Raw genomic sequence first — 22805 nt, forward strand, 5'->3', positions numbered from 1 at the left:
CGATCAACGACGCGAACCTGGATGCGGCGGCGACCTGTCCGGCGACGACGCTGGCGCCGGGCGCATCGACGACGTGCACGGGCACGCACACGATCACGCAGGCGGAAGTGAACGCCGGCGTGGTGAACAACAGCGCGACCGCGACCGGCACGCCGCCGGGCGGTGGTACGACGACGAGCCCGCCGGATACGACGAGCACGCCGATCGCGCAGACGCCGAGCCTGACGGTCGACAAGACCGCGGGCACGCCGAGCGGCAACACCGCGGGCAGCACGATCGCCTATTCGTTCCTGGTGACGAACACGGGCAACGTGACGATCACGGGGCTCGCGATCAACGACGCGAACCTCGACGCCGCGGCCGTGTGCCCGGTGACGACGCTGGCGCCGGGCGCGAGCACGACCTGCACGGGCACGCACACGATCACGCAGGCGGAAGTGAACGCCGGCGTGGTGAACAACAGCGCGACCGCGACCGGCACGCCGCCGGGTGGCGGCACGACGACGAGCCCGCCGGACACGACGAGCACGCCGATCGCGCAGACGCCTGCGCTGACGGTCGACAAGACTGCGGCTGCGCCGAGCGGCAACACCGCGGGCAGCACGATCGCCTATTCGTTCCTGGTGACGAACACGGGCAACGTGACGATCACGGGGCTCGCGATCAACGACGCGAACCTCGACGCCGCGGCCGTGTGCCCGGTGACGACGCTGGCGCCGGGCGCGAGCACGACCTGCACGGGCACGCACACGATCACGCAGGCGGAAGTGAACGCGGGCGTGGTGAACAACAGCGCGACCGCGACCGGCACACCGCCGGGCGGCGGCACGACGACGAGCCCGCCGGACACGACGAGCACGCCGATCGCGCAGACGCCTGCGCTGACGGTCGACAAGACCGCGGCCGCGCCCAGCGGCAACACCGCGGGCAGCACGATCGCCTATTCGTTCCTGGTGACGAACACGGGCAACGTGACGATCACGGGGATCGCGATCAACGACGCGAACCTGGATGCGGCGGCGACCTGTCCGGCGACGACGCTGGCGCCGGGCGCATCGACGACGTGCACGGGCACGCATACGATCACGCAGGCGGAAGTGAACGCGGGCGTGGTGAACAACAGCGCGACCGCGACCGGCACGCCGCCGGGCGGCGGCACGACGACGAGCCCGCCGGATACGACGAGCACGCCGATCGTGGCCAATCCGGCCCTGACGATCGACAAGTCGTCCCCGACGGGGACGTTGACGGTCGGTTCGACCCTGACCTACACGGTGACGGTGACGAACACCGGCAACGTGACATTGACCAATGTCGTGGTGAGCGATCCGTTGCTGACTCCGGCCAGCACGACGTGCGCCAGCGTGGCACCGGGCGGAACGTGCGTCCTGACCGGTACGACCGTGGTCACGCAGACCCAGGTGGATGCGGGCCAGATCGTCAATACCGCGACGGTCACCTCGACCGAAGTGCCGGGTCCGACCACGGACACGGTGACGACCCCGATCCCGCAGACCCCGAGTCTGACGATCGACAAGGCCGCCGGCGCGCCGACGTACAGCACGATCGGCCAGGTCATCGCTTACACCTATCTGGTCACGAACACGGGCAACGTGACGATCAGCGGTATCGCGGTCTCCGATGACCGCATCGCCACGGTCACCTGCCCGGCGACGACGCTGGCGCCCGCCGCGAGCACAACCTGCACCGGCAGCTATACGATCCAGGCAGCCGATCTCGCCGGTACGCCGGGTACGGTCACCAATATCGCGACCGCGACCGGTACGCCGGCGGGCGGCACGCTGACGCCGGCCACGGATACCGTCACGATTACCGAAGCGCCGAATGCCATCGATGCGGTGGACGACACCGGCACGGTGGCGAACGGTGCGACCGGCGGCACGGCGGTGGCGAACGTGCTGGTCAACGACACGTTGAACGGTGCGCCGGCGACGCTGGCGACGGTGACGCTGAGTCAGGTGAGCACGACGAACCCGAACGTGACCCTGAACCCGGCGACGGGTGCGGTGAACGTGGCCCCGGGTACGCCTGCGGGCACGTACACGCTGGTGTACCGGATCTGCGAAGTCCTCAACCCGACCAACTGCGACAACGCGACCGTGACGGTCACGGTGGGCGCGGCGGTGATCGATGCGGTGAACGACAGCTACGGTCCGGTGAACGGTGCGAGCGGTGCGACGACGGCCTCGGTGCTGGTCAACGACACCCTGGGCGGTAGCCCGGCGACGGTGGGCGTGGGCGGCAACGTGACGCTGACTCCTGGCGCGGCGCCGACGCCGGCCGCGGGTGCGATCACGATGAACGCCGACGGCACGATCACGATCGCGCCGGGCACGACGGCGGGCACGTACGCCTATCCGTACACGATCTGCGAAGTGCTGAACCCGACGAACTGCGACACGGCGACCGCGACGGTCGTGGTGGCGGCAGCCCCGATCGATGCGGTGGACGACACCGGCACGGTGGCGAACGGTGCGACCGGCGGCACGGCGGTGGCGAACGTGCTGGTCAACGACACGTTGAACGGTGCGCCTGCGACGCTGGCGACGGTGACGCTGAGTCAGGTGAGCACGACGAACCCGAACGTGACCCTGAACCCGGCGACGGGCGCGGTGACGGTGGCGCCGGGTACGCCTGCGGGCACGTACACGCTGGTGTACCGGATCTGCGAAGTGCTGAACCCGACCAACTGCGACAACGCGACCGTGACGGTGACGGTGGGTGCGGCGCTGATCGACGCGGTGAACGACAGCTACGGTCCGGTGAACGGTGCGAGCGGTGCGACGACGGCCTCGGTGCTGGTCAACGACACCCTGGGCGGTAGCCCGGTGAGCGTGGGCGTGGGCGGCAACGTGACGCTGACTCCTGGCGCGGCGCCAACGCCGGCCGCGGGTGCGATCACGATGAACGCCGACGGCACGATCACGATCGCGGCCGGCACGACGGCGGGCACGTATCTGTATCCGTACACGATCTGCGAAGTGCTGAACCCGACGAACTGCGACACGGCGACCGCGACGGTCGTGGTGGCGGCAGCCCCGATCGACGCGGTGGACGACACCGGCACGGTGGCGAACGGCGCGACCGGCGGCACGGCGGTGGCGAACGTGCTGGTCAACGACACGTTGAACGGTGCGCCGGCGACGCTGGCGACGGTGACGCTGAGTCAGGTGAGCACGACGAACCCGAACGTGACCCTGAACCCGGCGACGGGTGCGGTGACGGTGGCGCCGGGTACGCCGGCGGGCACCTACACGCTGGTGTACCGGATCTGCGAAGTGCTGAACCCGACCAACTGCGACAACGCGACCGTGACGGTCACGGTGGGCGCGGCGCCGATCGACGCGGTGGATGACGCTGCGGGCCCGGTCAACGGCCTCACAGGTGCCACGAACGTGGTCAACGCCTACGCCAACGACACGCTCAACGGCGTGGCGGTGAACGTGGCCGACATCACCGGGACCGTGGTCACGCCGGCGACGCCGATCAACGGCGGTCCGGTGCCGACCCTGGACGTGGCGACCGGCAACGTCAGCGTGCCGGCCGGCACGCCGGCGGGCAGCTACACGATCGTGTACCGGATCTGCGAGAACCTGAACCCGACGAACTGCGATACGGCGACGATCACGGTGACCGTGGATGCCGCGCCGATCGATGCGGTCGACGATGCCTTCCCGCCGGTCAACGGCGTGGGCGGCGGCACGACCGCGTCGGTGCTGGTCAACGACACGCTGAACGGCGTGGCGGTGAATCCGGCCGATGTGACGCTGACGCCCGGAACGGCGCCGGTGCCCACCAGCGGCAGCATCACGATGAATCCGGACGGCACGATCACGATCGCGCCGAACACGGAAGCGGGCACCTACACGTATCCGTACACGATCTGCGAGGCGATCAATCCGAACAACTGCGATACCGCGATCGCGACCGTGATCGTGGCCGCCGCGCCGGCGCTGACGATCGACAAGACCGCGGGAACGCCGTCGGGCAACACCGCGGGCAGCACGATCGCCTACAGCTTCGTGGTGACCAACACCGGCAACGTGACGGTGACGGGCCTCGTCATCAACGACGCCCAGCTCAGCGCGCCGGCGGTCTGCCCGGCGACCACGCTGGCCCCGGGCGCGTCGACGACGTGTACGGGTTCGCACACGATCACGCAGGCGGAAGTCGATGCGGGCACGGTGAACAACACCGCGACCGCGACCGGCTCGCTGCCGGGCGGCGGCACCACGGTGTCCCCGCCGGACAGCACCACGACGACCATCGTGCAGACGCCGCTGATCGCCGCGACCAAGACCGCGACCCTGACCACGGACAACGGCGTGATCGGCATGGCCGATGACGGCGACGTGATCACCTATGCGGTCACGGTGCGCAACACCGGCAACGTCACCCTCAACGCCCTTGTGGTGGCCGACAGCTTCGAAGGCGGCGCGCCGACGACGCTGAACTGCACGCCGACCACGCTGGCCCCGGGCGCCACCGCCACCTGCGCGAGCTACACGCACACGGTGACGGCGGCCGAAGCGGCGGCGGGCGGCACGCTCGACAACGTGGTGACGGCGACGGCGCAGTCCTCCACCTCGACGCAGACGGTGACGTCGACCAGCACCGCGGTGGTCGCGGTGAACGGCGCACCGGCGGCGATCCGCATCGTGAAGACCGCCAGCCCGCGCGACGTGAATGTCGGCGACCTGGTCCGCTACACGCTGACGATGGAGAACACCAGCCAGACCCCGATGACCGACGGCATGCTGATCGATACGCCGCCGGCCGGCTTCACCTACGTCGACGGTTCGCTGGCGGTGGCCGATGCCGACAACGCCGGCCGCCTGGTGGGGACGTATCCGATCCGCGTGGATCAGATCGACATCCCGGCCGACGGCCGCGCCACCATCACCTACCTGCTGCGCGTGGGCGCGGGCGTCCGCTCGGGCGTCCACACCAACAGCGCGTACGTGGAAGACGATGGCGACGTGGTCTCGAACGTGGCGACCGCCGACGTGCAGATGGTCTCCGACCCGATGCTCGACGAATCGCTGATCGTCGGTACGGTCTTCAACGACCGCGACGGCGACGGCTGGCAGGATGCGGCGGGCCTCGGCAACCTGCGCGTCCAGGGCGGCTTCGCGCCGGAGGCCTACGTGCCGAACTCGACCACGGTCGATCGCGGCAACGGGCCGACGCCGGAACCGGATGCCAGTTCGCCGATGCTGCATGGCATCGCGGTGGGCGACATCGCCGCGCGTCAGTCCGAAGGCGACACCACGCGGCGCACGGTCACCATCCGCCAGAAGCTCCGCGACCTGCGCTTCACCGACGACTTCGTGCTGACGTCGGCGCAGGGCGTGACGGTGCGCATGGGCGCCGACGGTCGCACCCGCGTCGAGAAGAGCGGCGACGCGGCCAAGGGCCTCAACGGCGCCGAGCCGACGGTGGAACGCCGGACCAGCCAGCTGGCCGACGGTTATCTGGTCGAGTACGTCATCGGCAACGCCGGCATCGACGAACGCGGCATTCCGGGTGTGCGCATCGCTTCGGTGGAGGGCGTGCTGATCGAGACCGACCAGTACGGCCGCTACCGTGTGGTGGGCGTGGACGGCGGTCGCGAGCGCGGTCGCAACTTCATCCTCAAGGTCGATCCGGCCACGCTGCCGCCGGGCAGCACGTTCACCACGGACAACCCGCTGGTGAAACGCGTCACCCCGGGCATCCCGACCCGCTTCGACTTCGGCGTGAAGCTGCCGGTGTCGGTGCTGGAAGGCGGCGAGCGGTCGGTGGAGATGGAGCTGGGCTCGGTGATGTTCGAGCCCGGCAGCGCCGAGATCCGCACGCAGTACCGCGCGGCGATCGACAAGATGGCCGAGACGACGCAGCAGTACGGCGGCGGCGAAGTGGTCATCGCGGCCGAAGGCGACAGCGATCTGCTCGCCTTCGAACGCGCGGTCGCGGTGCGCGACGCGCTGGTGGCGAAGCTCTCGCCCGAAGTCGCGTCGGCGCTGCGGATCAGCGTCCGCGCCAATCCCCACGATCCGTCGTCGACGGTGGTCGGGGTGATGGCGTGGCCGCTGATCGGCACCGTGTTGTTCGAAACCGACCGCGCCGAGATCAAGCCCGAATACCTGCCGCTGATGCGCAGGATCGCGGAGTACCTGGTCGAGATCGGCACCAATCAGGTGGCGATCGTCGGCCACGCCGACAAACGAGGATCGGAGGAATACAACGTGGCACTCGGCATGCGCCGTGCGAAGGCCGTTCACGAAGCGATCGCGGCAGCGATGCCGCCGGAACTGCGCAGCAGGCTTCGGGTCGATTTCAACGAAGATCCGGCAGCCCCTGCCGGCATGAACGGTCAGTGAGGGGTGCCGTGATGAAGATGAAACTGCTCGACTACACCCTGATCGGCATCCTCGCCGGCTTCGCCGCGAACGCCACGGCGCAGGACGCGCCCACGGCGCCGGCCACCCAGTGCGGCACCGACGGCTGCGCGTCCGACGAGGGCGTGCTGTTCAAGATCCGCACCCGCGGCGAACAGCGGCCGGTCACCGATGCCACCACCGAACAGTCGGACTCCGGCACGCTGCAGCCCGATCGCCGGGTGACGGTGGAGGCCGAACGCGTCGAATCGAAGTGGAACTACGACCTGCAGCCGGGCCAGGCGCTGGCCATCGGCAAATGGTCGACCGACCTGCCGGGCGGCGGCGTGATCTGGGCCACCGAGGATCCGAATCTCGGCCAGCCGCAGTTCAACGTGTCCGCGCCGTCGCTGGTGCCGTTCGATGGCGGCCGCATCGCCAAGCCGGTGCGGTTCTACGCCTACAACAACTATCCCGCCTTCATCCAGCGCGCCGAAGTGCTGATCTATCGCGCCAGCGACGCCGACCTGGTCGAGCCGCTGGCGAAGGTGGCACTGCCGGTCGGCGCGGTGAGCGATGTGCAGTGGGACGGCGCGCTGCCGGCGGGCTTCGAGGCCCGCGCCGGCGACGAACTGGTCTATCTGGTGCGCGCGTACGCCGCCGACGGCAGTTTCGACGAGACCTATCCGCGCCGCATGCAACTGGTCACGCCGGAGGAAGCCGAACGCGGCAACCAGGTGCTGCGCCAGTCGGTCGAGCGCAGCAGCGGTCTCGCGCTCAGCGCCGAGGAAGCCGAGCAGCGCAGTCTGGTCGAAGGCGTGTTCGGCGAGAACTCGCTGCGCCAGCAGAACATCCCGATCTACGGTTCGCGCATCCGCATCCAGGGCCGCGATATCCCCGAGGGCTACAGCGTCCTGATCAACGGCCAGAGCCATCCGGTCGACCTGCAGCGCAAGCTGGTCGCCGAATACCTGGTGCCGGTCGGTCGCCACGGCTTCGACATCCAGCTGCGCGGCGCCGGCCAGGAGGCGACGAACAGCCGCCTCGACATCGACGTCAGCGGCAAGTACATGTTCGCGGTCGCCATCGCCGACCTCACCGCGTCGGGCGGCAACGTCTCCGGCTCGATCGAGCCGCTGGCGGGCGACGATCGCTACGACGACAGCTTCCTGCTCGAAGGCCGGCTCGCGTTCTATCTCAAGGGCAAGATCAAGGGCAAATACCTGATCACCGCCCAGGCCGACACCCAGGAACGCGAAGTCTCCGAACTGTTCCGGGGTTTCTGGGACGCCGATCCGCAGGACGTGTTCCGCCGCCTCGATCCGGATGCCTACTATCCGGTGTACGGCGACGATTCCACGACCTATCGCGACGTCGACACCCAGGGCCGCTTCTACGTGCGCGTGGACTGGGACAAGAGCCAGGCGCTGTGGGGCAACTACAACACCGGCATCACCGGCACCGAATACGGCCAGTATTCGCGTTCGCTCTACGGCGGCGCGCTGAGCTGGCGTTCGCGGCGCTCGACCGATCTGGGCGAAGCCGGTTCGCAGCTCAAGGTGTTCGGTTCCGAAGCGCAGACCGCGCCGGGCCACAGCGAATTCCTCGGTACCGGCGGCAGCCTGTACTACCTCAAGCACACCGACGTGCTGCCGGGTTCGGATCGCGTGGTGCTGGAAGTGCGCGACGGCACCACCGGCCGGGTCGAACGCCGGATCGACCTGGCGCGCGGCGCCGACTACGAGATCGACGAGTTCCAGGGCCGCGTGCTGCTGACCCGTCCGCTGTCGCAGATCACCCGCGAAAACCTGCCCACGCTCACCCGCGACACGCCGCTCGACGGCTTCGCGCAGGTGCTGCTGATCGACTACGAATACATCCCGAACGGCTTCGACGCCGATGAGGTCACCGCAGGTTTCCGCGGCAAGCACTGGTTCGGCGATCACGTCGCCGTCGGCGCGACCTGGATCGACGAGAACCGCGCCGGCGACGACTATTCGCTCAAGGGTGTGGACCTGACGTTGCAGGCCGGTCGCGGCACCTACCTGAAGCTCGAACAGAGCCGCACCGAAGCGACCAGCGCGCCGATCTTCTTCTCCGACAACGGCGGCCTGAGCTTCACCCAGCTCAACTCGGCCGTCGGCGCCCGCGAAGGCGACGCGCGTGCGGTCGAAGCCCGCGCCAACTTCAAGGAACTCGGCTGGAGCGAGCTCGACTGGTCGGCCGGCGCCTGGTGGCGCGACGTCGACGCCGGCTTCTCCATCGGTCGCTTCGATACCGGCGCCGACGTGCAGGAACACGGCGCCGAAGTGCTGGGCCAGTTCGCCCCCAACGTGAACGTGCGCGCCCGCTACAGCCGCGCCGAACGCGGCGCGGAAGCGCTGACCCAGGCGCAGGTCGCGGGCGAATGGCGGATCAACGATCACGACAGCCTCGCCGCCGAGCTGCGTCGCGTGGACGAAGAGCGTCTGGCCGGCGACGCCGTCGGCACGCTCGCCGCGCTGCAGTACAAGCATCGTTTCGGCAGCAGCCTCGACGTCTACGGCACCGCGCAGTTCACGGTCGACGACGACGGCGGCCAGTACGCCGACAACGACGCGCTCACGCTCGGCGCCAAGTATCTGTTCGGCGATCTGTCCAGCGTCGGCGCGGAAGTCACCAGCGGCGACCGCGGCGATTCGGCGCAGGTCAACGCGGAATACCGGATCAGCCCGGAGCACACGCTGTACGGCGGTTACACCTACTCGACCGACCGCAGCGATTACGATCCGCTGTTCAACGACCGCCGCAACACCGGCTGGACGCTGGGCCAGCGCTGGCGCCTGTCGAACCAGGTCAACCTGTTCAACGAAAGCCAGTTCCTGAAGGCGCCGAACGAATCCGGGCTGGCGCACACCTTCGGCATGGATTTCTATCCGGGCGTGGGCTGGACGCTGGGCTTCACCCTGCAGAACGCGAACCTCGACCGCGGCACCGGCAACGTCGATCGCGACGCGGTCAGCGTCAGCGCCGGCCGCACGTCCAACGACACCCAGTGGCAGAGCAAGCTGGAGTGGCGTCGCGACCGCGGCGCGGAGCAGCGCGACCAGTGGGTGACGACCAACAACTTCACCCACAAGGTCAACGAGAGCTTCCGCATCGCGGCGCGCTTCAACTACTCGAAGACCACCGACGATCTGTCGTCGGCCGCGGGCGCGAAGTTCATCGAGGGCAACTTCGGCTTCGCCTGGCGTCCGTTCGATTCCGGCAAGTGGGCGTTGCTCGGCAAGTACACGTACCTGTACGACGTGTCGTCGCTGCCGCAGATCGGCGACAACGTGGCCTTCTACGATCAGCGCAGCCAGGTGCTGTCGCTGGAAGGCATCTACAAGCCGAACACCGATTGGGAATTCGCCGGCAAGCTGATGCGGCGCGAAGGCGAAGTGCGCTTCGGCCGCCTCGCCGGGCAATGGGCGGATTCCGGCGCCACTTTCGCAGCGGGGCAGGCGCGGTACGCCTTCGCCGACAAGTGGCATGCGCTGGGTGAGTACCGCTGGCTGAGCGTGGAGGACGGTGGCGATCGTCAGGGCGTGCTGCTCGGGATCGATCGCGACCTGGGCAAGAACCTCCGCCTCGGCGTCGGCTACAACTTCACCGAATTCAGCGACGACCTCACCGACTTCGATTACGACCACAAGGGGTGGTTCGTGAATCTGGTCGGCTGGTATTGACGAGAACGATCGAGTCCAACGATGTCGAACACGCAATTCCGTATCAAAGCGCGGCTGTGCGCCGCGCTGCTCATCGCTGCGGGCGGCATGTCCGGACTGGCCAACGCGCAGTCCGCGGCCTGCGCCGCCAATGAAGCCACACAGAATCTCGACCAGGGCGCCAATCCGTGGACCTCGGGCAGCCTGACGTATGCCGCGAACATCGGCACCGGCGCTTCCGCGGTGAGCGTCAACGCCAGCGTGACCGCGGGCAACATCAGCGCCGGCTATCCGCAGAACGAACTGACCGGCGGCATCGCCGACACCTTCGGCTTCGCGGTCAACCGCGGCAACACCACGCAGACCAACACCATCACCTACACCTTCAGCAAGCCGGTCGACAACCTGCGCCTGATCATCACCGACATCGATCGCAGCGGCACCACCAATGCCTACGCCGATCAGGTGACGGTCACCGGCACCGCGCCGGCGGGAGGTACGGTCACGCCGACCGCGACCGCGGCCAGCGGCCTGGTCGCGATCGCCGGCAACGTCGCCGCGCCCTCGGGCACGGCGACCACCGGCACCAACTGCCCGTTCACCAACGGCGACTGCAATGCGACCTTCAATTTCAGCGCGCCGATCGTCACGCTCACGATCGTCTACGGCAACGCCGCGCCGCCGGCGGCGGGCAACCCGCCGGAGCAGCAGGTCAGCACGACGTTCGGCGGTTTCTGCGTGCAGAATCCGAACCCGGGCGTGACCAAGACCGCGCCCGCCAGCGCCACCGTCGGCAATGCCTTCAACTTCACGCTGCAGGCCAGCAATCCCGGCAGCGCCGCGACGCCGGCAGGCGTACCGATCAACGACACCATCAACGCCAATCTCTACACGATCAACGGCATCACGCCGTCCGCGGGTTGGGCGTGCACGCCGAATACCGGCTTCCCGATCAACACCGGCAACGTCGCCATCGCGTGCACCAGCACGGCCGCGCTCGCCGCGGGCGCGACCAATCAGGCGGTGGCCACGATCAGCGTCACGCCGAAGGCGGGCGCGCTGCCCGGACCGATCAACAACACCGCGACGATTCCCGCCGGCAGCGGCGGCGACATCAGCAACGCCAACAACAGCAGCAGCACGACCACCACGCTGTCGCTGCCGCAGGCGGACGTGTCGATCACCAAGACCAACACTCCGGGCGTCAACGGCAACGTCGACCAGGCGGCCGATACGGTCGTGTCCGGCACGACGTCGAATTACACCATCGTCGTGACCAACAACGGTCCGAACGCGGCCACCGGGATCGTGGTGCAGGATGCGCCGGGCGCCGGCCTCACCTGTCCTGCCGCGACGCCGGTGACCTGCACGAGCACCGCATCGCCCAGCGCCTGTCCCGGCGGTGCGCTGACGGTGGCCAATCTGACCGCCGGCGTGACCCTCGGTGCCCTCCCGGCGACGGCCGGTGGCAATACCGCGACATTCGCATTCGGTTGCACGGTGCAGTAACGATAGTCATCGGCTATCGTTGATCGACGTATCGATCATGCGCGCCCATGGCGAAGACAGCTCGGGCGCCGCGCAGACTGCATGCCCGGCGGGCGGCGGGATCGTCGGTGCGTTCCCCGCATCACTTTCCAGTCAGGAGCGACCGAATCATGGGTGAGCGCACTCCCTTCCGGATCACCGCGCTGTGCGCCGCGATCACCTGCGGCGTCGCGGCCGCGATCGCGATGCCCGCGCAGGCGCGACAGATCGGCAAGGACGGCGCCAGCACCGTCTCCGCCGCGAACACCGTCATCAACAGCTACACCACGTTGAGCGCGGCCGCGGCCGCCGGCGCGACCACCCTCACCGTCGCCAGCGCCGCCGGCATCACCGCCGGCGATGTGCTGCTGCTGTATCAGGCCCAGGGCGCGACGATCAGCACGACGAACGCGAGCGGCTACGGCGCGGTGACCGCGCTGGGCAACGCCGGGCGCTACGAGTACGTCAGCGTGGCGTCGGTCAGCGGCACCACGATCACGCTCGGCACCGTCTGCGACACCACGCCGCTGCGTTTTTCGTACGCCAGCGGTGCGCAGGTGGTGCGGGTGCCGCAGTACACCAGTCTCACCGTCAACGCCGGTGCGTCGATCGTGCCGACCGCATGGGCCGGCAGCACCGGCGGCGTGGTCGCGGCGATCGTCGATGGCACGCTGACGGTCAACGGTTCGATCCACGCCAACGGCCTCGGGTTCCGCGGCGGCGCGATCGACAACGACACCACCGCGGCCGGGACCGATGTCGCGAGTTACGTCGCGGCCACCACCGCCGACGGCGGCGAGAAGGGCGAGAGCATCGCCGGCAGCCAGACCACCTACGACGGCCTCGGCGGACGCTATAACCGCGGCGCGCCGGCGAACGGCGGCGGCGGCGGCAACGCGCACAACGCCGGCGGCGGCGGCGGCGCCAACGGCGGCAGCGCGGTCGGCTGGAACGGCCAGGGTGTGCCCGATACCAGCGTCGCCGGTTGGGTCACCGCGTGGAATATCGATGGCACGCTCACCGCCACCACCAATTCGCCCGGCGGCGGTCGCGGCGGCTACACCTACGCTGCCAGCAACCAGGACGCGCTCACCGTGGCGCCCGGTACGGCGAGCTGGGGCGGCAACAGCCGGCGCGAACGCGGTGGCCTCGGCGGGCGCCCGCTCGCGAACAATCCGAGCATCGTCGGCGACACCCGCCTCTTCTTCGGCGGCGGCGGCGGTGCCGGCGACGGCAACAACGGTGCGGCCAGTGCCGGTGCGCGCGGCGGCGGCCTGGTGTTCCTGATCGCGAATGCGGTGGCCGGCAACGGCAGCCTGCAGGCCAACGGCGCCACCGCGACGAATACCGTGCCCGGTCACAACGATGCGCCGGGCGGCGGCGGTGGCGGCGGTTCGGTGGTGCTGGTCGCCCCGAGCGCGGGCGGGCTTTCGCTGTCGGCCATCGGCGGCAACGGCGGCAGCCAGCTGATCACCAACAACGAATCCGAAGGTCCCGGCGGCGGCGGCGGCGGCGGATACATCGCATCGCCTGCCGGCACCGGCACGGTGACCGCCGGCGTCAACGGCACCACCAGCTCGGGGGCGGTCACCGAGTTCCTGCCCAACGGCGCCACCCGCGGCGGCAACGGCAACGCCACCACCGCGCCGACGCTCGCGAACCTGCCGCTGTGCAACTTCACCGGCAGCGCGGATCTGCGCATCACCAAGACCAACACGCCGCTGTCGGGGCCGTCCGATCAGGCGGCCGATACCGTGGTTTCCGGCGCGACGACGACCTACAGTCTCGTCGTCACCAACGCCGGTCCGAATCCGGTCGCCGCCGCGGTCATTTCGGACACGCCCGGCGCGGGCCTGACCTGTCCCGCGGCCAACGTCGTCACCTGCAGCAGCACCGCGTCCCCCAGCGCCTGCCCCGGCGGTGCGCTGACCGTCGCCAACCTCGCGACCGGCGTCACGCTGGGCAACCTGCCCGCGACCAGCGGCGGCAACACCGTCACCTTCACCTTCAGCTGCACCGTGCAATGAAGACCGATCGCCTTGCCCGGATCGCCTGCGTCGCACTGCTGGTGGCGCAGCCCTTCGCGCAGCTCCGGGCCCAGGTCTGCGCGCTGCCCGGCAGCGACGGCGACGCCACCGCGACCGGCATCGTCAACACCTACTGGACGCCCGCGAACGGAAACTACGGCGCCAGCACCGGCAGCATCGTCCTGGGCGGACAGCGCGGCGCCCCCGTCACCCTGGCCGAAGGCGACCTGGTGCTGGTGATCCAGATGCAGTGCGCGAACATCGACAGCACCGACACCACGGCCTACGGCGACGGCGCCGCAGGCGAGCCGGCCTCCGGCTATGCCGATCCCGCGAGCGGCTGTCTCGCAGGTCGCTACCAGTTCGTACGCGCCGGTGCGGGCAGCAGTAACGCGGTCCTGAATCTCGCCGGCTCGCCGCTCACCGCGACCTACGAACAGGCGAACGCCACCGCAGCCGGCGGTCGTCGCACCTTCCAGGTGATCCTCGTGCCGCAGTACGCCAGCGTCGCGCTCAACGGCACGGTGACCGCGCCCGCATGGGACGGCTTCAGCGGCGGCGTGGTCGTGATCGATGCCGCGTACACGCTCACGCTCAACGGCACGGTCAACGTCGATGGCCTCGGTTTCCGCGGCGGTGGCGGCCGCAGCCGTTCCGCCAACGATGCCGGCGAGCGGTTCCGCTGGGACGACGACACCCGCCACGGCACCAAGGGCGAGGGCATCGCAGGTACGCCGCGTTTCGTCAGCGACAAGCGCGATCCCGACAGCGGCGCGACCGCCGCCATCGTCGATCTCGGCATCGGCTGGGGCGGTTATCCGACCGGCACTGCATCCACCGGCGACTTCGCCCGCGGCGCGCCGGCCAATGCCGGCGGCGGCGGTGCCTTCTGGGACGGCGGCAGCGACAACGGCGGCGGCGGTGGCGGCGGCAACGGCCGCGCCGGCGGGCGCGGCGGCGCCGGTTGGCGCAGTGTCGGCTATGCCGGCGTGCTCGCCGATTACGGCAACCTCGTCGACAAGAAATGGGGCTTCGGCGGCACCGGTTTCGCGGGCGCGGGCGTCGCCCGGCTGGTCATGGGCGGCGGTGGCGGCGCGGGCGACAACAACGCCAACAGCCAGCCGGCGGAATCCAGCGGCGCGGCCGGCGGCGGCATCGTGATGCTGCGCGCCGTCGATTTCGCCGGGAACGGCAGCGTCAGCGCGCGCGGCGCGCGCGCCGCGGACAATCCGTCCAACGATGGCGCCGGTGGCGGCGGCGCCGGCGGCAGCGTGCTGATCGTGGCGACGACGTGGTCGGCCGCGGCGGGCATCGATGTGCGCGGTGGCCGCGGCGGCGATGCCTGGCCGACCGGCGGCTCCGCGCATGGCCCCGGTGGCGGTGGCGCGGGCGGCGTGGTCATCGCCAGCAGTCCGGTCGCGCCGGCGCTCGGCGGCGGTGCGCCGGGCGTCACCACGACCAGCGATGCGCCATCGGGCGGCGCGAACCACGGCGCCCAGACCGGCGGCGACGGCGTGGCGCAGACCATCGCGCCCGCAGCCGATATGCCCGGCAGCGATGTCGGCCGCACCTGCAAGGCCGATGTGCGCATCACCAAGACCAACACGCCCGGCATCAACGGCGACATCGATCAGGCCGCCGACACGGTCGATTCCGGTGCGGCCACCCTCTACACCATCGTCGTGACCAACGCCGGGCCCAAACCCGCGAACGACACGCGGGTGGTCGATCCCCTGCCTGCAGGCGTGACCTGTCCCACCGCGACCTGCAGCGCCGGCGGCGGCGCCGCATGCCCGGCGCAGACCGGTGCCGCGCTGGTCGCCGCGCTGCAGGGCGCGGGCGTCGTGGTGCCCGTGCTGCCGGTCAACGGCAATGCGACATTCGTATTGAATTGCACGGTGCAATAGTCGCGATCAATTCGAACGCGACCATCGCGACGAAGCATTCGATGGCGGCGATCGATGATGTGACGGATGTCGTTCGAAATACCCTGTCGCAAGTGACAGTATCTGCTGCGAGTCGTAACCTCTAAGGTGTGACAGGCCCGTGTCCGCACGGGGCCGGTGCGCGCGCAGGCGCGTGCAGGTTGCGTCTCGTCGCGGGGAGACGGGGTTGATTTCGATGATCGCAGCAGGCTGACGACAGTCAGGGATGCGCATGCAGTACAGGGGCAGGGCCATGGGCACAGAACGCAGCAACCACCCGATCGATGGCGGGTTTCCGCAGCGCGCGTTCCGCCGCATGCGGACATGGTTCGCGGCGGCGGGCATCGCGTCGCTGTTCGGCATCGTCCCGGCGATGCCCGCGCATGCCGCTCAGGTCCAGCATCTGACCACCCAGACCGCGACCGCCACCGGCGCCGGCGCCACCGGCACGCCGACGATCGCCAGCTTCAACATTCCCGCCGGCAAGAATCGCGCGGTCTTCGTCTGGGCCACGTTCGAACGCGATCACTGCTCGCCCGCCGACGGCACCGGCGGCCTGTGCACCAGCGGCAACACCGCGGGCACCGGCCTCGGCGACAACTGGCCCGAGCCGCGCATCGGCACGCCGCCGGCCACCACCACCAACAGCCAGATCACCGCGCGGCTGGTCGGCCCCGGCGGCACGATCAACAAGCAGAACGCGCTGGTCATCGGCGGTACGCCCAGCGGCGACACCCGCTTCATCACCATCAGTACCTCGCCGTCGGGCTCGCCGGCCGGCACCGCGTTCTTCAGCGTCAGCAGTTTCCACATCGTGCTGTTGGAAACCGAGATCGACACGCTGCTCGGCGGCGCTGCTTCGGGCACGGTCAGCATCACCTTCCCCGACGTGACCACGCCGTCGAACGCCGGCGACGATGCCCTGCTGCTGGCGTCGGTGTACCAGAACGTCGAACAGACGCCGACCGGCTTCGTCCGCAACGCGACCGCGACCGCGCAGGTCACCACCGGCACGCCCGGCAACTTCAATCTCGCGCCCGCCGCCTACGACGCCGGCCAGGCACCGGACGAAGCCGACGACGGCAAGCTGGTGATGGCCGCGAGTTCAACCACCCAGGGCTTCGCCACGCCCACCGGCCACACTTCGCTCACCGGGTCGCTGGTCACCGGCAACAACAACGGCACCTACGACACGCCCAACGGCAACGTCAACAACGAGCCCAACGGCATGTCCGGCGGCGCTTTCTACCGCAATGGCGGCGTGACGCCGGGCGATCTGTATACGGTCACGTCATCGGCGCCGGCGGCCACCCTCGTCTACGGCGGCACCAACGCCTCGTTCCTGCTCGAATCCGACAACGCCGACGTGACCGACGCGCCGGTCAGCTACGGCAATGCGACGCACACGATCGCGGGCATCCGCCTCGGTGCGACCGTGGATGCCGACAGCGGCCTGCTCAACAACGCCACCGCCACCGGCGACGACGTCAACAACACCGACGACGAGGACGGCGTCACCCTCACGCCGCTGCTGCCGACCGGCGAGACCACCATCGTCCCGGTCAGCATCCAGAACGCGTCCGGCTTCCTCAACGTGTGGTTCGACTGGAACGCCGACGGCGATTTCGCCGATGCCGGCGAACAGATGATCACCAACCAGGCGGTCGCGGTCGGCGTGACCAATCTCAACATCGCGGTGCCGGTGACCGCGATCATCGGCCCGACCTTCGCCCGCTTCCGCGTCTGCACCAACAACACCGCGCTCGACAACTGCTCGACCCCGCGCGGCACGGTGCAGAGCGGCGAAGTCGAGGACTACCAGTTCACCGTCTCGCGCAAGCTCTTCCTGCGCAAGACCACGATCGGCGGCGTCGGCGGCGCCTTCGGTTTCGCTCTCAGCAATACCGCGCAGACCACCGGCACCGTCACCACCTCCGCGGTGAACACGCCGACCGTGGTGGACGGCAACACGGCCAGCACGGCCACGCTCGCCTACACCATCGTCGCGCCGACCACCGCGGTGACGATCAACGAGAACAGCCTCCCGGCCGGCTGGTCCTTCGTCGGCGCCAGCTGCGAGAACGCGTCCGGCACCCCGGTCGGCAGCCTCAGCGGCAGCACCTACACCATCACCGGGGCCGAGGTCGGCGCCAGCGTCAGCTTCACCTGCACCTTCACCAACAGCCTGCTGCCGATCCTGCGCCTGCAGAAGGCCTTGCCCGCCGGCCGCTTCACCGCGACCGACCAGTTCACGCTCACCATTACTGGCACCGGCGGTCCCGCCACCGTCACCACGACCGGCGCCGGCGGCACCGCCACCGGCGTGGCCACGCTCAATCCGGGCGCCGTGGGTGCGACCTACACCTTCAGCGAGACCGCCGCGGCCGGCGCCAATCTCGCGAATTATCAGACCACCTACGCCTGCACGAACACGCTCTCCGGCGGGCAGGCGCCTTCGGGCAGCGGCACCTCGTTCTCGCTGACAGCGGTCGCCGGCGACAGCCTCACCTGCACCTTCAGCAATGCCCGCAACAACCAGGCCGATCTGCGTCTCACCAAGACCAACACGCCGGGCCTCAACGGCGAGGTCGACCAGGCGATCGACTCGGTGGTCTCCGGCACCACGACCAGCTACACGCTGACGGTCACCAACCTCGGCCCCGACGGTGCGAACGGTGCGGTGCTGGCCGACCCGCCGCCCACCAATCTGACCTGCACCACCGCCAGCTGCATCGCGGCGGGTGGGGCCGCGTGTCCGCCGGTCACCGGTGCCGCTCTCGTCGCCGCACTGCAGGGCGCGGGCGCGCCGATTCCCACCCTGCCGGCCAACGGCTCGATCGCGGTCACGCTGACCTGCACCGTGGATTGATCCCGGCCCTCGCCCTGCCGTGGCCGGTGCATTCCCCTTTTCCCGTGTACTGTGCTTAAAACGTCGCTGCCGGAGCGTTCCGGCAGCGGCCTTCTCGTGGCGACGGGGGGACGATGACGGCCAGCGCAGGTAGTCCGAAGCAGGCGGAACGCTGCGCGCGCGCCCGGCGCCACAACCATGCGCTGGTCGCGCTCGGCCGGCGCGTCTGGCACGAAGACTGCACCTTCGAAACCGCGATCGCCGAAATCTGCGAAGTCGCCGCCGAGACCCTCGGGGTCGAACGCGTCAACGTCTGGCGCGTCGACAGCGCGCGGCAACAGCTCCGCTGCGTGCACGCCTACATCCGCGACAGCGGCGAGCACGACCCGCCCGGTTTCGACGAATCCCTGCTGCTGGATTCGGAATACGGCGATCAACTCGGCGAGGTCCGCGTCGTCGATATCGCCGACGTCCGCAACGACAGCACCGTCTCCGCCTCGGAGGAAGCGCTGGGCGCGTATCTGCGCCGTCACGACATCCATTCGCTGCTCGATGCGCCGATCCGCGCCGAGGGCGAACTGCTGGGCGTGGTCTGCCACGAACACGTCGGCAGCGCGCGGATGTGGTCGCCGGAGGACTACGCCTTCGCCGGCAGCATCGGCGACTACGTCGCCGTCGCCTACGAAATCGCGCGTCGGCGCGAGATCGAGAATCGCCTGCGTTTCCTCGAACGCCACGACCCGCACACCAATCTTCCGAACCGCGATCATCTGCTGGAAGTCGCGCACACCGCGCTGCGACCGCTGCACGAAGGCGATACCGGCCTTGCGGTGATCCATCTGCAGGTCGATCCGCCCGCCGGTCACGAAGGCATCGATGTCGACGGCTTCCACCGCTTCCTCGTCGACTGCGCCGAACATCTGCGCGAGCTCACCGCCGACAGCGCCGCGCTCGCGCGCGTTCGCGAGGATGCGTTCGCGATCATCCCGCATCGCCACCTGCGCGAAGTCGAAGCGCTGGAACTGGCCGAACGCTGCATCGATCTGGTGCAGACCGACGCCGCGGGCCCGCGCGGTTATCCCGCCACGGTCACCGCCGGCATCGCGTTCTCGCGCGATCTGGCCGCGCCTTCCGCCGACGCGCTGCTGCGCAACGCCGAGAACGCCAGCATCCGCGCCCGCGCCAACGGGTTGGGCCGCTGCAAGGTGTTCAACGCCGATCGTCATCGCGATCTGCTCAAGCGCATGCGTCTTGAACAGTCGCTGCGCGATGCCTTCGCCGACGGCCGTCTGCTGCTGCACTACATGCCCGAGGTCGACCTGCGCGACGGCCACTGGCGTTCGGCCGAGGCCCTGCTGCGCTGGCGCAACGACGAAGGTCGCATCGTGCCCGCCGGCGAATTCATCGAAGCCGCGGAAAGTTCCGGCCTGATCGTCCGCCTCGGCCGCTGGGTCCTGCTGGAAGCCTGCAGCGCCGCGATGCGCTGGCCCGCGCGCAACGGCGTCGCGCCGATGCTGCGCGTCAACGTGTCCGCGCGCCAGTTCGAGGAAGCCGGCCTCGCCGCCGATGTCGACAGCGCGCTCGCCGAATCCGGCCTGCCGCCGCAGCGGCTGTGCCTGGAGATCACCGAGACCCTGCTGCTGCGCGACACCGACACCGCCGCCAAAACCCTCGCCCGCATCCGCGCCCTCGGCGTGCGCGTGGCGCTGGACGATTTCGGCACCGGCTACTGCTCGCTCGGCTACCTCAAGCGTTTGCCGATCGACACCATCAAGATCGACCGCGGCTTCACCGCCGGCCTCCCCCAGGACCGCGCTGACCTCGCCATCGTCCAGGCCCTCGTCGGCCTCGCCCGCAACCTCGGCATCGACGTCGTCGGCGAAGGCGTCGAAACCCAGGCCCAGGCCGACTGCCTCCGCGCCTGCGGCATCCACGCCGTCCAGGGCTACCTCTACTCGCCCGCGGTCGACAACGACACCCTGATCGCCGGCTTCGCCGCGCAGCATTCCTAGAGATCCCGCCGACCTCGTAGGAGGGCCTTCAGGCCCGAGCTTTTGAGGAGCGCCGGAAGGCGCGATGCGGGTGATGCCGTGCCCACGGCCGATGGCGGTGAATCGAATCGTCTTGAAACTCCGGCGGGGCTGCACACGCGGTGATCCCCGCGTGCGATTCCTGCCGCGAGGCAGGTTCGCCGGGAATGTCACGTGCCGCCTTCTCCCCATGTGTGGGGAGAAGGTGTCCGCAGGGCGGATGAGGGGCGGATTTTGGCCTACGCTGTGCATCCCGAGTCCGAGGCGGTTTCCATGCGCACCCAGTCCCTGACCATCGCGTCCCTGTGTTTGCTGACCATCGCCACCGGTGCGGCCCACGCCGCCGACCGCGTCACCGGCAAACCCTTCGCGACCCGCAGCGAGGTCTACGCGCCGCATGCGATGGCAGCGACCTCGCATCCGCTGGCGACGCAGATCGCGCTGCAGACGATGCGCGAGGGCGGCAGCGCGGTGGATGCGGCGATCGCCGCCAACGCGGCGTTGGGATTGATGGAGCCGACGGGCAACGGCATCGGCGGCGATCTGTTCGCGATCGTGTGGGATCCGAAGACGAAGCAGTTGCACGGCTACAACGGCTCGGGCCGTTCGCCGAAGGCGCTGACCCTGGAAGAATTCGAACGCCGCGGGCTGCAGGACATTCCGCCGCACGGGCCGCTGCCGGTGACGGTGCCGGGCACGGTCGATGCGTGGTTCGCGCTGCACGCGAAGTTCGGCCGGCGCACGATGGCGCAGAACCTCGCGCCGACGATCGCCTACGCGCGCAACGGTCATCCGGTGCACGAGGTGATCGCCTACTACTGGGGCCGCAGCGTGCCGGTGCTGTCGAAATGGCCCGGGTTCAAGGAGCAGTTCACGATCGACGGCCGCGCGCCGCGGCGCGGCGAAACCTGGCGCAATCCGAATCTCGCGAACACGCTGGAGAAGATCGCCCGCGGCGGCCGCGATGCGTTCTACACCGGCGAGATCGCGCGCACCATCGATGACTATTTCAAGGCCAACGACGGTTTCCTGCGCTACGAAGACCTGGCCGCGCATCACGGCGAGTGGGTCGACCCGGTGAGCACGAACTATCGCGGCTACGACGTGTGGGAGCTGCCGCCGAACGGGCAGGGCATCGCCGCGCTGCAGATCCTCAATCTGCTGGAGCCCTACGATCTGAAATCCTACGGCTTCGGCAGCCCCGAACACGTGCATCTGTTCGTCGAGGCCAAGAAACTCGCGTTCGCCGACCGCGCGGCGTCGTACGCCGATCCGCGGTTCCATCGCACGCCGGTCGCGCGGCTGATCTCGAAGGACTATGCGCGCGAACGCGGTGCGCTGATCTCGATGGCGCGCGCGATGAAGGCGGCGGAGCCGGGCATCATTCCCGAACTCAACGAAGGCGACACCATCTACATGACCGTCGCCGATGCCGACGGCATGATGGTCTCGCTGATCCAGTCGAACTATCGCGGCATGGGCAGCGGCATGGCGCCGCCGGGGCTGGGTTTCATCTTCCAGGATCGCGGCGAGCAGTTCGTGCTGAAGCGTGGGCACGCCAACAGCTTCGCGCCGGGCAAGCGCCCGTTCCACACCATCATTCCCGCGTTCGTCACGAAGGACGGCAAGCCGTGGCTGAGCTACGGCGTGATGGGCGGCGCGATGCAGCCGCAGGGCCATGTGCAGATCCTGCTGAACATGATCGATTTCGGCATGAACCTGCAGGAAGCCGGCGACGCGCCGCGCATCCAGCACGACGGCAGCACCGAACCTGCGGGGCAGGGCACGGCGATGACCGACGGTGGCGAGGTCGATCTGGAAAGCGGCTTCCCGATCGATACCATCCGCGCACTGATGCGCAAGGGCCACAGCGTCCGTTTCGCCGACGGCCCCTACGGCGGCTATCAGGCGATCATGGTGAATCCCGACGGCGGTTACGTCGGCGCCAGCGAATCGCGCAAGGACGGCATGGCGGCCGGGTATTGAGCCTGACGTCCCCGCCCCGCCTGCGGCACGAGGCGAGGACGCGCATCACGGCGGCTCGGTGGTCAGCCGCAGCCGCGACGCGTGAGGCAGTCGAAGTATTCGGCGGTGCAGAATTCCTGCTCGCCACCGTTGATGATGCAGCTCTCGTACTGCTGCCAACAGTAGGCGTAGGTCGAGGGCGTACAGGCGGCGTTCGCGTAGCCTGCGCTGACCAGGGTCAGCAGCGCTGCGAGAAGGAACGGGCGGACGAGATGGCGACTCCTGTTCATGGCAAATCCTGTGCTCAGGCCCCGGAGCGGGGCGCCACCATGCTACTGCGGCCGATGTGGGGGATGTTGCCGTCCACGGGCCGGCGATCGCAGTATTCCCGTTCGCCGACATCGAGTATCGAGA

The 22805-nt window shown here is 69.3% G+C and carries 9 protein-coding genes; 8 read left to right on the forward strand and 1 reads right to left on the reverse strand.

Annotated features, from left to right (window positions below):
* Positions 1–50 precede the first annotated feature (50 nt).
* The 8 genes from ABD974_RS11835 (at position 51) to ggt (ending at position 22412) form a co-directional block, all read left to right on the forward strand.
* On the forward strand, positions 51–6383 hold the full coding sequence (locus ABD974_RS11835; protein WP_425562684.1) for a DUF7507 domain-containing protein: 6333 nt from the start codon (positions 51–53) through the stop codon (positions 6381–6383).
* Positions 6384–6394: 11 nt separating this feature from the next.
* Entirely contained in the window at positions 6395–10090 is a 3696-nt protein-coding gene (locus ABD974_RS11840) for a hypothetical protein (RefSeq protein ID WP_345303541.1), read from the forward strand.
* Between the two features lie 21 nt (positions 10091–10111).
* Positions 10112–11578 (forward strand): hypothetical protein, encoded by a 1467-nt coding sequence (locus ABD974_RS11845; RefSeq protein WP_345303542.1) that lies wholly within the window; start codon positions 10112–10114, stop codon positions 11576–11578.
* Positions 11579–11727: 149 nt separating this feature from the next.
* Positions 11728–13623 (forward strand): hypothetical protein, encoded by a 1896-nt coding sequence (locus tag ABD974_RS11850; RefSeq protein WP_345303543.1) that lies wholly within the window; start codon positions 11728–11730, stop codon positions 13621–13623.
* Positions 13620–15530, forward strand: coding sequence for a hypothetical protein (locus tag ABD974_RS11855; RefSeq protein WP_345303544.1), 1911 nt, complete (start codon positions 13620–13622; stop codon positions 15528–15530). Before ABD974_RS11850 ends, ABD974_RS11855 begins: the two co-directional genes overlap by 4 nt.
* Positions 15531–15801: 271 nt before the next feature.
* Positions 15802–18417: a prealbumin-like fold domain-containing protein gene (locus tag ABD974_RS11860; RefSeq protein WP_345303545.1), complete on the forward strand. Its 2616-nt coding sequence runs from the start codon at positions 15802–15804 to the stop codon at positions 18415–18417.
* Positions 18418–18530: 113 nt separating this feature from the next.
* A complete protein-coding gene (locus ABD974_RS11865; protein WP_345303546.1) occupies positions 18531–20408 on the forward strand; it encodes a putative bifunctional diguanylate cyclase/phosphodiesterase in 1878 nt (625 codons plus the stop codon).
* A gap of 291 nt (positions 20409–20699) precedes the next feature.
* Positions 20700–22412 (forward strand): gamma-glutamyltransferase, encoded by a 1713-nt coding sequence (gene ggt, locus ABD974_RS11870; RefSeq protein WP_345303547.1) that lies wholly within the window; start codon positions 20700–20702, stop codon positions 22410–22412.
* 62 nt (positions 22413–22474) lie between these two features.
* Here the strand turns inward: ggt and ABD974_RS11875 are convergent, their stop codons facing one another.
* On the reverse strand, positions 22475–22681 hold the full coding sequence (locus ABD974_RS11875) for a hypothetical protein (RefSeq protein ID WP_345303548.1): 207 nt from the start codon (positions 22679–22681) through the stop codon (positions 22475–22477).
* Positions 22682–22805: the final 124 nt, after the last annotated feature.

This window comes from Lysobacter hankyongensis (genome assembly GCF_039543145.1).
Lineage (GTDB): Bacteria > Pseudomonadota > Gammaproteobacteria > Xanthomonadales > Xanthomonadaceae > Lysobacter_I > Lysobacter_I hankyongensis.